The organism is Boseongicola aestuarii, assembly GCF_900184815.1.
GTDB classification, from domain to species: domain Bacteria; phylum Pseudomonadota; class Alphaproteobacteria; order Rhodobacterales; family Rhodobacteraceae; genus Boseongicola; species Boseongicola aestuarii.
On record NZ_FXXQ01000002.1, the window covers coordinates 114,352 to 128,532 of the forward strand.

At 60.8% G+C, this 14,181-nt stretch carries 16 protein-coding genes; 12 read left to right on the plus strand and 4 right to left on the minus strand.

What is annotated here, in order from left to right; translation table 11 throughout:
* Nucleotide 1 precedes the first annotated feature (1 nt).
* On the minus strand, nt 2-412 hold the full coding sequence (locus BOA8489_RS03475; protein WP_093972603.1) for a universal stress protein: 411 nt from the start codon (nt 410-412) through the stop codon (nt 2-4).
* A 179-nt stretch (nt 413-591) separates the two neighbouring features.
* On the opposite strand from BOA8489_RS03475, the gene BOA8489_RS03480 reads away from it, so the two are divergent.
* Nucleotides 592-1,674: a serine hydrolase domain-containing protein gene (locus tag BOA8489_RS03480; protein ID WP_306345743.1), complete on the plus strand. Its 1,083-nt coding sequence runs from the start codon at nt 592-594 to the stop codon at nt 1,672-1,674.
* 33 nt (nt 1,675-1,707) lie between these two features.
* On the opposite strand, the gene BOA8489_RS20355 is transcribed toward BOA8489_RS03480, so the two are convergent.
* Entirely contained in the window at nt 1,708-1,860 is a 153-nt protein-coding gene (locus BOA8489_RS20355; protein ID WP_176440197.1) for a hypothetical protein, read from the minus strand.
* 117 nt (nt 1,861-1,977) lie between these two features.
* Here BOA8489_RS20355 and secG point away from each other — a divergent pair, with 117 nt between their 5' ends.
* Nucleotides 1,978-2,349, plus strand: coding sequence for a preprotein translocase subunit SecG (gene secG / locus BOA8489_RS03485; protein WP_093972604.1), 372 nt, complete (start codon nt 1,978-1,980; stop codon nt 2,347-2,349).
* A 174-nt stretch (nt 2,350-2,523) separates the two neighbouring features.
* Nucleotides 2,524-4,167: a CTP synthase gene (pyrG, locus tag BOA8489_RS03490; protein WP_093972605.1), complete on the plus strand. Its 1,644-nt coding sequence runs from the start codon at nt 2,524-2,526 to the stop codon at nt 4,165-4,167.
* A 26-nt stretch (nt 4,168-4,193) separates the two neighbouring features.
* Here the strand turns inward: pyrG and BOA8489_RS03495 are convergent, their stop codons facing one another.
* Nucleotides 4,194-5,048: a GGDEF domain-containing protein gene (locus BOA8489_RS03495; RefSeq protein ID WP_093972606.1), complete on the minus strand. Its 855-nt coding sequence runs from the start codon at nt 5,046-5,048 to the stop codon at nt 4,194-4,196.
* A 181-nt stretch (nt 5,049-5,229) separates the two neighbouring features.
* Here BOA8489_RS03495 and yghX point away from each other — a divergent pair, with 181 nt between their 5' ends.
* The 9 genes from yghX to BOA8489_RS03540 all read left to right on the plus strand — a co-directional run bounded on the left by yghX (nt 5,230) and on the right by BOA8489_RS03540 (nt 13,293).
* The gene (gene yghX, locus BOA8489_RS03500; RefSeq protein WP_093972607.1) at nt 5,230-6,144 is read left to right on the plus strand and encodes a YghX family hydrolase; all 915 of its coding nucleotides are present in this window, start codon (nt 5,230-5,232) and stop codon (nt 6,142-6,144) included.
* Between the two features lie 196 nt (nt 6,145-6,340).
* A complete protein-coding gene (locus BOA8489_RS03505) occupies nt 6,341-7,108 on the plus strand; it encodes an MBL fold metallo-hydrolase (RefSeq protein ID WP_093972608.1) in 768 nt (255 codons plus the stop codon).
* A gap of 269 nt (nt 7,109-7,377) precedes the next feature.
* Entirely contained in the window at nt 7,378-7,815 is a 438-nt protein-coding gene (locus BOA8489_RS03510) for a tellurite resistance TerB family protein (RefSeq protein ID WP_093972609.1), read from the plus strand.
* Nucleotides 7,815-8,573 carry a phosphate/phosphite/phosphonate ABC transporter substrate-binding protein gene (locus tag BOA8489_RS03515; protein WP_093972610.1) on the plus strand — a complete coding sequence of 253 codons (759 nt, stop codon included), beginning with the start codon at nt 7,815-7,817 and terminating at the stop codon, nt 8,571-8,573. Before BOA8489_RS03510 ends, BOA8489_RS03515 begins: the two co-directional genes overlap by 1 nt.
* Nucleotides 8,574-8,659: 86 nt before the next feature.
* Nucleotides 8,660-9,433, plus strand: a complete 774-nt coding sequence (locus BOA8489_RS03520; protein WP_093972611.1) for an ABC transporter ATP-binding protein — start codon at nt 8,660-8,662, stop codon at nt 9,431-9,433.
* Between the two features lie 31 nt (nt 9,434-9,464).
* A complete protein-coding gene (locus BOA8489_RS03525; protein WP_093972612.1) occupies nt 9,465-10,187 on the plus strand; it encodes a transporter substrate-binding domain-containing protein in 723 nt (240 codons plus the stop codon).
* 66 nt (nt 10,188-10,253) lie between these two features.
* On the plus strand, nt 10,254-11,135 hold the full coding sequence (locus BOA8489_RS03530; RefSeq protein ID WP_093972613.1) for an ABC transporter permease: 882 nt from the start codon (nt 10,254-10,256) through the stop codon (nt 11,133-11,135).
* Entirely contained in the window at nt 11,132-11,956 is an 825-nt protein-coding gene (locus BOA8489_RS03535; protein WP_093972614.1) for an ABC transporter permease, read from the plus strand. The genes BOA8489_RS03530 and BOA8489_RS03535 overlap by 4 nt, the downstream gene beginning before the upstream one ends.
* A 5-nt stretch (nt 11,957-11,961) precedes the next feature.
* Entirely contained in the window at nt 11,962-13,293 is a 1,332-nt protein-coding gene (locus BOA8489_RS03540; protein ID WP_093973025.1) for a glutamine synthetase family protein, read from the plus strand.
* A gap of 3 nt (nt 13,294-13,296) precedes the next feature.
* Here BOA8489_RS03540 and BOA8489_RS03545 read toward each other — a convergent pair whose 3' ends face one another.
* Nucleotides 13,297-14,076, minus strand: a complete 780-nt coding sequence (locus BOA8489_RS03545; RefSeq protein ID WP_093973026.1) for a glutathione S-transferase family protein — start codon at nt 14,074-14,076, stop codon at nt 13,297-13,299.
* Between the last annotated feature and the right edge of the window lie 105 nt (nt 14,077-14,181).

Below are 14,181 nucleotides of genomic sequence, written 5' to 3' on the forward strand. Positions count from 1 at the left end.
CCTAGCGCAGAACGATCACTGAACAAGGCGCATGGCGCACCACCCGCGACGCAGTAGAGCCGATCAGGTAATCACTGAACCCCGGCCGATGCGACGCGACAATGATGCAATCGACCCCGTTCTCCTTTGCATACTGGATAATCTCATGCGCCGCGCGCCCATGGCGTACGATGACCCGTATCTCGGACCCCTTGCCGATCTGCTGACGCAAGGCCTTCGCCGCCTTGTCCGCCGCCTCCACCTTGGCCTCATGCGCCAGACTCTCGCTCAAATGCGCAGGCACCGGCTCAAGCACGGTCAAGGCCGTGATCTCGGCGTAAGTGTCATGCGCCAGTTTGCGCGCCGTCGCCAGCGCCCGCTCCTGACCCGCTTCATGCAACGGATCGACCGCAACCAGAATATTCGTGAACATCGCCTCTCCCCTTCTCTACTGACACCTAGATCCAACCACAGTCCAAGCCCGCGCGCTTTGATCTCAATCACCCCCTCAACCCGACTTCACCTGTTCCAAAAAATCCCGGGGTCTGGGGCAGAGCCCCAGCTCCACACCCTTCCCAATCCAACAAACCGCACCATATCTGGGCCATGACTATGACACGCCGCACCTTCCTAGCGTCCACCTGCGCCGCCTTTGGGGCACCCGCCCTCGCGCAAACCAACCCCTTTTCCTCCGCACTCGCCCGCGCCGAAACCTTTGACCAACTCCACAGTCTGATCGTGCTTCAAAACGGCACCTCCGTGATCGAAGCACGCCTGCGCGGCCCCGTCCTCGATCGCCCCGCCAACATCAAATCCGTGTCCAAGACCATCGTCGCCACCCTGACCGGCATCGCCATCGACAAAGGCGCCATCCCGGACGTCACTGCCACGATCGCCGACATCGCCCCCGACCTCCTGCCGCCCGACGCTGACCCTCGCAAAGCCGATATCACCATCAACGACCTTTTGACCCTGCGCGCGGGCCTCGAACGCACATCCGGCGCGAACTACGGCGAATGGGTCTCCAGCCCGAACTGGGTCGCAAACGCTCTTGCACGCCCCCTGGTCGCGACACCGGGAACAACCATGCTCTATTCCACCGGCACGACTCACATCCTCGGAGCACTTCTGGCGCGCGCAACCGGCGACAGCCTTCTGACGCTGGCGCGCCGCTGGCTGGGACAGCCCCTCGGGATAGACATCCCCGCCTGGACCCGCGATGCCCAGGGCTTCTACCTCGGCCGAAATGAAATGGCACTGACACGCGCGCGCCATGGCGCGCTTTGGCGATATGATCCGACAAGGTGGCTCATGGAACAACACACGCGTCGTCAGCCAGAACTGGATCGACCGCTCCTTCATTCCGGTCACCCGCTCGCAATGGTCCGGTCTGGGATACGGCTACGGCTGGTTCCTCGGCTCAGCCGCGTCCCATCCCTACGCGCTGGCCCGCGGCTACGGAGGCCAGGTGATCGCCGTCGTTCCCGACCTCGCCCTGACAATCGCGATAACCTCGGACCCCACCCGCCCGGCACGCTCCCAAGGCTACTTCGGCGATCTCCAGTCCCTGATCGAAAAAGACATCATCCCCGCCGCAACCTGAGACCGCCGCCCGACACGATCACGCCGCAACCGCCCGCGAAATACGCCTTTCGCTCAAATCGCACGGCGCATGCCCAAACCCCTAGCGCATGAACACCCCGTCATCATCTATCCCCCGCGTTAACCCTAACCGCCATTAACCCTAACGCCGCCGCGCACCAAAACACCTCGCACATCACCCCCAAAACCCGCTTTCTTTTTGGCAAAAATATCCAAATCCCGCCCCCGAATACCCTCACCTGCGCCCGCCAGAAAACGCCCCGGAAAACCCGAGCTCATCACAAAGCGTCACACTTACTCCCACCGCCCCGATGGATCCCGCCCCGCCCCCTTGCGCGATCTCCCCCTGTCGAATACATACCCTGCGACCAAAGACACCCCATCCGAAAGCCATCCATGGAAAACGTCGTTCTCATTGTCCACCTGATCCTCGCGCTCGCGCTCATCGGCGTCGTGCTCCTTCAGCGTTCCGAAGGCGGTGGTCTCGGCATGGGCGGCGGCGGTGGCGGAGGCGGCATGGTCAATGCCCGCGGAGCCGCGACGGCACTTGGCAAGGTGACCTGGCTCCTGGCGATTGCCTTTATCTGTACGTCTCTCACCCTGACGATCTTTGCGGCCCAGAACTCGGCCTCCGGCTCGGTCCTCGACCGCATCGGCGCAGGCGGCGGTTCAGTGTCGGAAGTCCCGCTTCTGCCATCGGGTGACGCACTCCTGCCGCCATCGACAGGCGAAAGCGGCGGCGCTCTGGATCTGCCCCGCGCGGACTAAGACGCTGACAAACCACTAGACCTTGGAAAAAGCCACTTTCTGACCCCAGATATTGGGGTCAGACCCTTGGCAAGAGCGCGCGAATCCTTTATGCCTCAAATCCCGTGATGCTGCGGATTCGGGACCACCGAACGGGCAGTTTCGAGCAGGAATTCACGGGAAAGGTCCCTAGACATGGCAAGGTATGTATTTGTGACGGGCGGCGTCGTGTCGTCACTTGGAAAAGGTCTTGCCTCTGCGGCCCTTGGCGCGCTTTTGCAGGCGCGCGGCTATTCGGTCCGCCTGAGGAAACTCGACCCCTACCTCAATGTCGACCCCGGAACGATGTCGCCTTTCGAACACGGCGAGGTTTTCGTCACCGATGACGGCGCGGAAACCGACCTAGACCTTGGCCACTACGAACGCTTCACCGGTGTCGCGGCGCGCAACACAGACTCGGTTTCCTCGGGACGCATCTATTCCAACGTCCTCGAAAAAGAACGTCGCGGCGACTACCTCGGCAAGACCATTCAGGTCATCCCCCACGTCACCAACGAGATCAAAGATTTCCTGCACGTCGGCGAAGACGAGGTCGACTTCATGCTGTGCGAAATCGGCGGCACCGTTGGCGATATCGAGGGCCTTCCCTTCTTCGAGGCGATCCGCCAGTTCGCTCAGGACAAACCCCGCGGCGAATGCATCTTCATGCACCTCACGCTGCTGCCATGGATGGCAGCCTCTGGTGAGCTGAAGACCAAGCCGACCCAGCACAGCGTCAAGGAACTCCGCTCGATCGGCCTGCAACCTGACGTCCTCGTCTGCCGCTCGGAAGTCGAAATCCCCGAAAAAGAGCGCGAAAAAATCGCCCTTTTCTGCAATGTGCGCAAAGAAGACGTCATCGCCGCGCCCGACCTCAAATCGATCTACGAAGCGCCCCTCGCCTACCACGAACAGGGCCTCGATCAGGCCGTCCTCGACGCCTTCCAGATCGCGCCCGCCCCGAAACCGAACCTCGCCCGCTGGCACGACGTTCAGGACCGGCTCGAAAACGCCGAAGGCGAAGTCAAAGTCGCCATCGTCGGAAAATACACCCAGCTTGAAGACGCCTACAAATCCATCGCCGAAGCCCTCACGCACGGTGGCATGGCCAACCGCACCCGCGTAAAAGCCGAATGGATCGACGCCGAAATATTCGAACGCGAAGACCCCGCCCCCTACCTTGAAGGTTTCCACGCCATCCTCGTCCCCGGCGGGTTCGGCGAGCGCGGCACAGAAGGCAAGATAAAAGCCGCCGAATTCGCCCGCACCCGCAAGATCCCCTACCTCGGTATCTGTCTCGGTATGCAAATGGCCGTGATTGAGGCCGCCCGCAACGTCGCCGGAATGGACACCGCAGGAAGCGAGGAATTCGACCATGAGGCCGGGAAAAAGCGTTTCGAACCCGTTGTTTACCACCTGAAAGAATGGGTGCAGGGCAACCACGTGGCACGGCGCAAGGTCGACGATGACAAAGGCGGCACCATGCGCCTTGGCGCCTATACCGCAAACCTCACCCAAGGCTCGAGAGTCGCGCAGGTCTACGGCACCACCACCATCGAAGAACGCCACCGCCACCGCTATGAAGTCGACACGAAGTACCGCGAGCAACTCGAAAAAGTTGGGCTGTGTTTCTCCGGTATGTCCCCTGACGGCCGCCTGCCCGAAATCGTCGAATGGAAGGACCACCCCTGGTTCATCGGCGTCCAGTTCCACCCCGAACTGAAGTCCAAACCCTTCGCCCCGCATCCGCTCTTCGAAGGCTTCGTGAAAGCCGCAATCGAAGTGTCACGACTGGTCTAGACTGCGCGCCAACCCAAGAACCGGAGCTAAGCGCGCCGTTCCCTCATCGACCTGTCGTCACAAACGCCTCCGCCGACAACGACCCTGTCCCGGCCGGACCTCTTGGCTTCAAACAGCGCCGCATCCGCACGGTCAAAAAGCGTCTCTCGCGTGTCGTATGGCTCCTGCGATGCAACACCGACACTTGCCGTGATCGAAAGCGTGCAGTTGCCGGGGCAACTCACCTTCATAGCACGCACGGCACTCAGAACACGCTCGCCCAGCCTTGCTGCAACCTCGGGCGAGGTCGCGCGTGCCAGGATCACGAACTCTTCGCCACCGTAGCGAACGACAATATCCGAAGACCGCACGCGTTCGCTCAGGATCGCGGCAACCACGGCAAGCACGCGATCACCGATCGCATGTCCGTGCGTGTCGTTAACCTTCTTGAAATGATCCAGATCGATGACCAGCAAACTCAGACTGACGCCAGTGCGCAGCGCCAGCTCGAATTCGCGCTCGAACTGCTCGGAAAAATAGCGCCGATTGTAAACAGCTGTCAGCGGGTCGATGACGACTTCCCGCTCAAGATGAACCAGCCGGGCAACATCATCAGCAGTCCGCAGCGCAAGTACCGCAACCGACATCACGAACACGCCGCCCATCACCAGAATCACACAGATGAGGTTGATCAAGACAACGTCTGTATCACGCGGCAAAAGCTCGGCAAGCAACAGATATCCCACGATAAACCCGACAACCATGATGGCAAGCCAAAGCCAAGCCCGACGCAATTGCCGGGATCGGGTTATCCGCAAGAGCTGGACGATCGGTACAAGAGAGATCGCCAGAAATCCAACACCCGAAACGACCGACAGGGTTATCCAGTCCAAGATCAACATCGCGTTTGCTTAGCGTAGAAACGTTAAACGCGCGTAAGCAGCTCCCTTGGCGCGAAAAGGCGTCACACCCGCCAAGCACACGTCCGGCGCCGACGCACACCCTCTGCGTAAACCCGCTCACCCGCATTTGCCCCACCAACCCGCAGCGCTACATTCCCTCACACCTCAGGGAGAAAGCAAAATGAACAAACACACCCCACCCAAACGCCTGACCGCCGCCGACTTCGACCAGGATCTGCTGGACCTCTACGACTATTACGCCCACGGAAAGATCACCAAGCGCGAGTTCCTCGACCGCGCCGGCAAATGGGCCGTCGGTGGCCTGACCGCCGCCGTGATCCTGTCCACGCTTTCGCCCAACTACGCTCTGGCCCAACAGGTCGAAGAAGACGACCCCGACATCATCGGTGAAGACATCACCTACCAAAGCCCGAACGGCACTGGCGAGATGACCGCCTACCTCGTGCGCCCCTTCGAGATCGACCCCGACAACCCGCCAGCCGCCGTGCTTGTCGTCCACGAAAACCGTGGCCTCAATCCCTACATCCGCGACGTCGTGCGCCGCCTCGCCAAGGCCGGCTTCATCGCCATGGGCCCCGACGGTCTCTCCTCGCTCGGCGGCTACCCCGGCACCGACGACGAAGGCCGCGACATGCAACGCACGCTCGATCAGGGCGCGCTTTTGAACGACTTCTTCGCAGGCTTTGATTACCTCCAGGCCCTCGAAGGGACCAATGGCAAGATCGGCGCGACCGGCTTTTGCTATGGAGGTGGCGTGGTCAGCCGACTGGCCGCCGCCTACCCCGAGATGGCCGCTGGCGTGCCGTTCTACGGCTCCTTCCCCGACGCCGACCAGGTGTCGGCAATCGAAGCTCCGCTGATGATCCAGCTCGCCGCCCTCGACCAGCGCATCAACGCCATGTGGCCACCTTTCCAAAAAGCGATGGAAGCCAACGACAAGGTTTACGAAGCCCACATCTATCCCGGTGTGAACCACGGTTTCCACAACGACACGACGCCCCGCTACGACGAGGCCGCCGCCACGCTCGCAGAACAGCGTATGGTCGCATGGTTTCGTACCTACCTCGCGGGATGACCATGATCTCGCCCCGCCACATGGCCGAGGCGCGATCCATACCCGACCGCAGACCACCGCGTCACGCGACCCGCGGCCTCCATCGAAACCGGTCGGCGAAAGCGACCCTCTGCACAAATGCACAAACAATGTGATTTGCCGCCCAAACGCCCGGCGCTACCTCTCCCTCAACGCAAAAAACCGGAGTTATCAAAAAATGCCCACACGCCGCACTTTCCTCCAAACCGCAGCCGCAGCCGGTACGATCACCGTGCTACCCTTCGCCTCGCGCGCAGGCGGCCACTCTCCCAATGAGTTCAAGACCAACGCTGGTCTGATCACCGTCCATCCGATCAGCCACGCCACGATGGTCCTCGAAACCCCGGCGGGCGTCATTTACGTCGACCCGGTCGGTGACGCATCGACCTACGACGGAATGCCACCTGCAGACCTCGTCCTCGTCACCCACGAACACGGCGACCACTACGTGCCCGACGCGATCACGGCGATCAAAGGCGACGCCGCCATGATCACCAACCCGGCCGTCGCCGGAATGCTGCCCGAAAGCCTCAAGGCCAACGCCAGCCAGATTGCCAACGGCGAAAGCACCACATGGAACGGCATCGAAATCGAAGCCATCGCCGCCTACAACACTTCGGAAGACAAACAAAACTTCCACCCCCAGGGCCGCGACAACGGCTATATCCTGAATTTCGACGGGTTCCGCATCTACATCTCCGGCGACACCGAACAAACGCCTGAAATGAGCGCGCTCGAAAACATCGACCTCGCCTTCGTCTGCATGAACATGCCGTTCACCATGTCCGCCGAAGCCGCGGCTGAGGCAGTCAAAGCCTTCGCCCCCACCTACGTCTACCCCTACCACTTCCGGGGTCGCGGCGAGGACGGCACCCAGGATCCCGAAACCTTCGCAACCCTCGTGGGCGACGCCTCCGAAGTGAAAATCGCCAACTGGTACGGATAATTTGGCTAGAATTGTCGCGTCGACATGAACGGGCCGGTCCAAGCGACTGGCCCGTCTCGTTTCTCACAAAACACCTGCCCTTTTTTGGGTCCCAAAAACTCCCACCGGAGTCTCCCGTCCGCTGGACAGCACCACACTTCGCCCGTTTTCTACCAAAGCCCTAACCCGGCGCGCGGTCGCACCGACGTGAAACCGACGTCATACCGACGTGATACTGCCATTGCGATTACACCCTTTTCCCTCTGCGACTGCCGCCCTATATCTCCCCCATGTTCGAAGCTTTCCTGCGCAGCCTGACGGCCCCCGATCCCGATCCGCTTACAGGCGACGACTGCCGTCTGGCACTCGCAGCCCTCTTGGTGCGCATCGCCCGCACCGACGGCGACTACGCCCGCGTCGAAATCGACGCCATAGATAACATTCTGAAAACACGATATAATCTCGGCCCGTTCGAGGTGTCGAAACTCCGCGCCGATGCCGAGCAACTGGAACAGGAAGCCCCGGACACCGTCCGCTTCACCCGCGCCTTGAAAGACACCGTGCCTTACGAAAACCGCACTGAAATCGTCGAGGCGCTATGGGAAATCGTTCTCGCCGACGGCACGCGCGACCACGAGGAAGACGCCCTCATGCGCCTTGTCGCCCCGATGCTCGGCATCAACGACCGCGACAGCGCGCTTGCCCGTCAACGTGTTGAAAGAAAATAATGATATCGGCCCTGCCGATGTATTGGTTCGCTGAAACCAAGGCCGCTCATGTGGCATTCTGGAGCCTCACGCGCGACCATTTGAGAGCCCACGGCGTCAAAGCGCCCAAGTCCCTCAATGAAACGAAATCCCCACATCAGGTCTGGTCCGCCCCCGACCTCGTTCTCAGCCACATCTGCAACCTTCCCTACCGCGCTGAATTCAAAAACACCCTCACCCGCATCGGGGCTTGCGACTATGGCCTCGAAGGCTGCGGTCCAGGTCAGTATCGCGCGCTTTTCATCGTTCGCACCGATCACCCCGCCCAGACCCCGGAAGAGCTTGCCGGAGCCACGATGGCGCTCAACTCTGACGACAGCCACTCCGGATGGGGCGCTGCCGCCAACTGGGCTCTGGCCCGAAGTATCCGTTTCAAACCAACCTGTTGGACTGGCAGCCACCAGCACTCGCTCGGCGCGGTCATCGCCGGCGACGCCGCCTTCTGCACCATTGACGCCCAAACCTTCGAGATCCTGAAACGCATCGACCCAAAGACCCGACTGGTCCGCGTCCTCGGCGCGACCGAGCCCAGCCCCGGCATGACCTTCGTCACGGCCCGCGGCAACGACCCCGCACCTTTCGATGCCGCGATCAAGGCCGCGATTGTCGGCCTCGATGACCGCCATCGCACAGTGTTTGGCCTGAAAAACATCATCGCGCTGCCCAACGAGGCATATGAGATTCCGCTGCCGCCCGACCCGCGCAGCTGGCAAACCTGACTCTACGTAATTGCCGCCTCGGCCATTGCAATTCAAAACAATTCGCGTCTTACTCCTGCACCGGGGATAACAAAAAGTTGCGACACGTGAGCGAAACCGCACCAGTCATCGAAATCCGGGACCTCCACAAAGCCTATGGCGCGCTGGAAGTCCTGAAAGGCGTAAGCATGACCGCCCCGCGCGGACATGTGATCTCGCTCATCGGATCGTCCGGCTCGGGCAAATCCACGCTGCTGCGATGCGCGAACCTTCTTGAGGACAGCCAGCAAGGCGAAATCATCTTCGAAGGGGAACCCGTCAATTGGAGAGGCAGCGGCCTGAACCGCCATCCGGCCGATCGCACCCAGGTCACCCGGATCCGCACGAACCTGTCGATGGTGTTCCAGCAATTCAACCTCTGGTCCCACATGACGATCCTGCAAAACGTCATGGAAGCCCCCGTCACCGTGATGAAACGCGACCCCGCCGAAGTCGAAGAAAAGGCCCGCGATTATCTCGACAAGGTCGGCATCGGCGACAAATGCGACGTCTGGCCCGCCCAGCTTTCCGGCGGCCAGCAACAGCGCGCCGCCATTGCGCGCGCGCTTTGCATGGAACCCCGCGCGCTCTTGTTCGATGAGCCGACAAGCGCACTCGACCCCGAACTTGAACAGGAAGTCATCCGCGTCATCAAAGCCCTTGCCAATGAGGGCCGCACGATGCTGATCGTCACCCACGACATGTCTCTGGCGCGCGACGTCAGCGATCACGTCGTATTCCTGCACCAAGGCAAGATTGAAGAAGAAGGGGCGCCGGACACTCTGTTCGTCAGCCCGAAGTCCACGCGACTGCAGCAGTTTCTGTCTGCTGTCTCCGCGTGATATCAAAGTGTTACCAGTTAGGGAGAAAACAATGAGAACACTTATCCTAAGCGCAGCCGCCGCGGCCATCGCCGCCAGCGCTGCATATGCCGACGGTCACTCCGTTGTGCGCTTGACGACAGAAGGCGCCTACCCTCCGTGGAATTTCGTCAACGACAATGGCGAAGTTGACGGCTTCGAGCGCGAATTGGGTGACGAACTTTGCCTGCGCGCCGAACTCAACTGCGAATGGTCGGTCAACGAGTGGGACTCGATCATTCCGAACCTGACCTCGGGCAACTACGATGCGATCATCGCCGGCATGTCCATTACCGACGAACGCGACGAAGTGATCGACTTCACGCAGGCCTACACGCCACCAGATCCATCCGCCTATGCGGCGCTTTCTGCCGACGTTGACTTGGCCGGAGGTGTGATCGCAGCGCAGGCCGGCACGATCCAGGCAGGCTTTGTCGCGGAAAGCGGTGCGACTCTGGTCGAGTTTTCCTCGCCCGACGATACCATTGCTGCCATCGTAAACGGTGAAGCGGATGCAGTTCTGGCGGATGCTTCGTTCATAGGCACGGCCATTGAAGCCAACGGCGACATCATGTTTGTCGGTGATCCGGTGATGCTCGGTGGCGGAGTCGGCATGGGTTTCCGCGAAAGCGACGGTGAACTGCGCGCCAAGTTCGACGCGGCCATCCAGTCGATGAAAGATGACGGCACGCTGAACGCCCTGATCGCCAAATGGGAAGTCAGCAGCCAGTGGTAATCTGACAGCAAAACAACAGGTTGGGGCGACCTCACGCCCCAGCCAACCCGACGCGGGGACCAAACTATCTTTTCCTTTTGCACCGATCCAAGCACACTCGAAACGGCCCGGTGGTTTGCCTGTTACCTGACCAACGGCAAACACCTCATTGCCTATACGTCCTTCGGCACGGTGCTCCTTTTGCTCGCCATCACAGCCCCCATCGCGCTTGCCTTCGGCTTTGCCGGCGCCATGGCCTCACGAAGCCGTATCCCGCCTGTCAGTTGGTTCGGCAAAGGCTACACCGCCATCGTGCGCGGCGTGCCCGATATCGCGTTTTTCCTCTTTTTCGTGATCGCTCTGGACCAGGCATTCGAGTATCTCCGACACAAGGCCAAATGCCCCGAGTGGACTGACTCCATCCGTCAGGGCAGCGATTTCGTCGTCTGCCAAAGCGCGAAACTGCCCCTGTCAAACGCCCCGCAATGGGTCCACGAAGTCTACGGCTTCTCGTTGGCCGTCCTGACCTTCTCCATCGTCTTCGGAGCCTTCGCCGCCAACGTCCTATATGGTGCGATGACAGCCGTACCGCGCGCGCAGATGGAAACAGCCGAAGCCTACGGCATGACGCAAAGACAAGCGTTCTGGCGCATTCTCGTGCCGCAAATGTGGGTCTACGCGCTGCCGGGCCTGTCGAACGTCTGGATGATCCTCATCAAGGCGACCCCGCTTCTGTTCCTCCTCGGCGTCGAAGATATCGTCTACTGGGCGCGCGAACTGGGCGGCACGAAAGGCGCGGTCTTCCAATACCCGCACCCTGACTGGCGGCTCTATTATTTCCTCGGCCTGTTGGTGTTCTACCTCAGCCTCACGGCCATGTCGGAGCGCGTGCTGAAGCGCGTGAACACCCGCCTCTCGCACGGGCAGGCAACCTCGGCGGGCGAAGACCTGCGCAAGGGTGTCGCATGAGCTGCTGGGAAACCATCGCCGACTATGGCCTGCGCTCCATCGGGATCGGCGAACGCCTTCTGCCGCGCTCGGATTTCACGCTTTGCCAGCAATTTACGCTGATCGCGTCGGGGCTGATCTGGAACATCTACTTCGGCCTTCTCGCCCTAAGTTCCGGCTTCTTCCTTGCCACGGCGGTCGCCGTTGGCAAGGCGTCGCGCAATCCTCTCGTGCGAAAACCCTGCGACTGGTTCATCTTCATCTTCCGGGGCTCGCCGCTCTTTATCCAGTTCTTCCTCGCCTACGAGGCCCTTGTCCTGTTGCCGCGCGGAGGCATCGAGATCTTCGGCATGACGGCCGAAACCAGCTGGCTCACACGCGCATGGGCAGGTGCCCTGATCGTCTTGTTCCTCAACACCGCCGCCTATTCTGGCGAGATTTTCTACGGCGCACTTCGCTCTATCCCCAAAGGCGATCTGGAAGCCGCCGACGCCTATGGCATTACCGGATGGAGTCGCTTCAGGCGCATCACTTTCCCGACCATGCTGCGTCTGGCATGGCCGTCTTACACGAACGAGGCGATCTTCCTCTTTCACTCCACGACACTGGTCTTCTTCTCGGGGTTTCCCGCATGGCAGCAACGCGGCGACGCGCTCTATTATGCCAACTATTTCGCTGACAAAACCTTCAATCCTTTCATCCCCTACCCGATCGTCGCCTTCTATTTCATCCTCCTCACCCTCACGATCATCGGCATCTTCTCACTGGTAAACAAGCGCCTGAACAGGCATATGCCGCAAGAGGCAAAGCGCATTCGCTATCGCCCGCAAATCATTCGGTGAAGACGATGGAAGACTGGCTGAAAGACAACCCACAAGTTCGTAACGTGACCACTGCTGTCGCAGACCTGAACGGTCAGGCACGCGGCAAACGCATGCCGTCCGGCTTTGCGCTCAAGGCACTGGAAGGCACCACCCGGATGCCTCTTTCTGTTTTGAACGTGGATATCTGGGGCGATGATATCGAAGACAGCCCGCTGGTGTTCGAAAGTGGCGACCGCGACGGCATTCTGCGCCCGACCGAACGCGGCTTTGTGCCGATGCCTTGGCTGACGCACCCGACTGCGCTCTTGCCGATGTGGATGTATACCGAAGCCGGAGACCCATTCGCCGGCGACCCCCGCCACGCATTGAAATTGATCCTCGACCGCTACGCCGAGCACGGCTGGTCTGTCGTCGCGGCCACGGAACTGGAATTCTATCTCCTTGATGACACCGGCGACACGCTGCAGCCGCCCCCTTCGCCGCGCTCCGGCAAACGACGCCTCGGCGGCGAGATCCTGTCGATCCGCGCTCTCGACGCCTTCGACACTTTCTTCGCCGAGCTCTACGAGGCCTGCGAAGCCATGGGCATCCCGGCAGAAACCGCCATTTCCGAAGCGGGCATGGGACAATATGAAATCAATCTCGTGCACGGCCCCGCGATGCAGGCCGCCGATGACGCCTGGCTGTTCAAGATCCTCACCCGCGGACTTGCGCGCAAGCACGGCTTCGCCGCCAGCTTCATGGCCAAGCCCTATCCCGACTGGCCCGGTAACGGGATGCACGTGCATTTCTCGGTCGTCGACAAAGACGGCAACAACGTGTTTGACAATGGCGGCGACCGTGGCACCGATGCGCTGCTTTACGCGGTTGGTGGCTGTCTGCGCGCGATGAAGGACCAGACCCTGATCTTCGCGCCGCATGGAAACAGTTACGAACGCCTCGTTCCCGGGGCCCATGCGCCAACGGGCATCGGCTGGGCCTATGAAAACCGCACCGCCGCCATCCGCATTCCTGCCGGCCCCTCGTCTGCGCGCCGCATCGAACACCGCGTCGCGGGTGGAGACATCAACCCGTACTTGATGCTGGCCGCCGTTCTTGGCGCGGCGATCCAGGGCATCGAGGACAAAACCGTTCCGCCACAGGCGATCAAAGGCAACGCCTACGCGCGGCAGCTCGAAACCCTGCCCTCGGACTGGGAAACCGCCATCGATATCTTTGAAAAAAGCAAACTTATCCCGCACATTCTGCCGCAGGAATTGATCCACAACTACGTCATGACCAAGCGGCAGGAACTGCAATATTACGACGAATTGTCGATCGACGAACGCATAGACCTCTACCTCGACACGGTCTGAGGCCTAGGCCAGCCCAAGCTCGGCATCCGTCGCGCCGGGTCCGTACTTGTCGGCAGGCGGCATCGGGCGGCCCGGCCAGTCCGGCTCCAAGGTGAACGATGACACCGACCGCCCGTCCGGCAAGGCGCCGTTCCCCTTGCCCCGCGCATAGTCGTAATACAGCTTGTTGATTTGCTCGGGCGTCACCTGCTGGGCGTGCGGCTCGGCCAGACAGGCCTCGCGCCAGCGGCGCACGCGGGCATACTCGGCGCCGTCCGGCAGATCAAAGCCTTCATAATACTCAAGAAACCAGAAGCGCATGAACATCGGCGTAAAGACCACCTCCGACCACCCAAAGCGATCAAAAAAGTAAGTGTCCCCCGGCGCATAATCCAAGAGAATATCGTTCATCCCACGATAGAGCCCAAGAATGCGGTCGCGGAACTCACCGCGTTTGCCCGCGTCCTGGTTCATCACCATCATGTAGCCGGCCCCGGTAAAGGCCTCCTCCTGTTCGACCAACAGGCTCTCAAGCGCATGTTCATGCGGATCAAGGCGCGCCACGGGCGGGTCGGGGAACATGTCCTCGATCATCTGCAGGATCACCATGCTCTCCTTGATCGCGGTCTTGCCGGGCACATCGATCACCGGCAATGCCGTCGTCCCCTTGGTCAGCTCCAGCAGAAACTCCGGCCGAGGCTTCGTTATGTCCACCGTGTGAAATACAACCTGATCGGACAGGCCTTTTAGCGACAACAGGATCTCGACGCGTTGGCTGAACGGACAAACGGGGATGTGGTACATGGAAAGCGTCATGCCCCTTAACGTGACCGGTCACAGCGGCATTTCAATCCCAATTCCTGTTTCAGCCGCGCATTTGTCGAAAAAGCACTAGCATTTCACAACCGC

What these genes read in the sequence shown, in the direction of transcription:
- BOA8489_RS03515 (WP_093972610.1), top strand. Translation starts at nt 7,815, where the DNA reads ATGATATCGGCCCTGCCGATGTATTGGTTCGCTGAAACCAAGGCCGCT.
- secG (WP_093972604.1), top strand. Translation starts at nt 1,978, where the DNA reads ATGGAAAACGTCGTTCTCATTGTCCACCTGATCCTCGCGCTCGCGCTC.
- BOA8489_RS03505 (WP_093972608.1), top strand. Translation starts at nt 6,341, where the DNA reads ATGCCCACACGCCGCACTTTCCTCCAAACCGCAGCCGCAGCCGGTACG.
- BOA8489_RS03495 (WP_093972606.1), bottom strand. Translation starts at nt 5,048, where the DNA reads ATGTTGATCTTGGACTGGATAACCCTGTCGGTCGTTTCGGGTGTTGGA.
- BOA8489_RS03510 (WP_093972609.1), top strand. Translation starts at nt 7,378, where the DNA reads ATGTTCGAAGCTTTCCTGCGCAGCCTGACGGCCCCCGATCCCGATCCG.
- BOA8489_RS03525 (WP_093972612.1), top strand. Translation starts at nt 9,465, where the DNA reads ATGAGAACACTTATCCTAAGCGCAGCCGCCGCGGCCATCGCCGCCAGC.
- pyrG (WP_093972605.1), top strand. Translation starts at nt 2,524, where the DNA reads ATGGCAAGGTATGTATTTGTGACGGGCGGCGTCGTGTCGTCACTTGGA.
- BOA8489_RS03475 (WP_093972603.1), bottom strand. Translation starts at nt 412, where the DNA reads ATGTTCACGAATATTCTGGTTGCGGTCGATCCGTTGCATGAAGCGGGT.
- BOA8489_RS03545 (WP_093973026.1), bottom strand. Translation starts at nt 14,076, where the DNA reads ATGTACCACATCCCCGTTTGTCCGTTCAGCCAACGCGTCGAGATCCTG.
- BOA8489_RS03480 (WP_306345743.1), top strand. Translation starts at nt 592, where the DNA reads ATGACACGCCGCACCTTCCTAGCGTCCACCTGCGCCGCCTTTGGGGCA.
- yghX (WP_093972607.1), top strand. Translation starts at nt 5,230, where the DNA reads ATGAACAAACACACCCCACCCAAACGCCTGACCGCCGCCGACTTCGAC.
- BOA8489_RS20355 (WP_176440197.1), bottom strand. Translation starts at nt 1,860, where the DNA reads ATGAGCTCGGGTTTTCCGGGGCGTTTTCTGGCGGGCGCAGGTGAGGGT.
- BOA8489_RS03540 (WP_093973025.1), top strand. Translation starts at nt 11,962, where the DNA reads ATGGAAGACTGGCTGAAAGACAACCCACAAGTTCGTAACGTGACCACT.
- BOA8489_RS03535 (WP_093972614.1), top strand. Translation starts at nt 11,132, where the DNA reads ATGAGCTGCTGGGAAACCATCGCCGACTATGGCCTGCGCTCCATCGGG.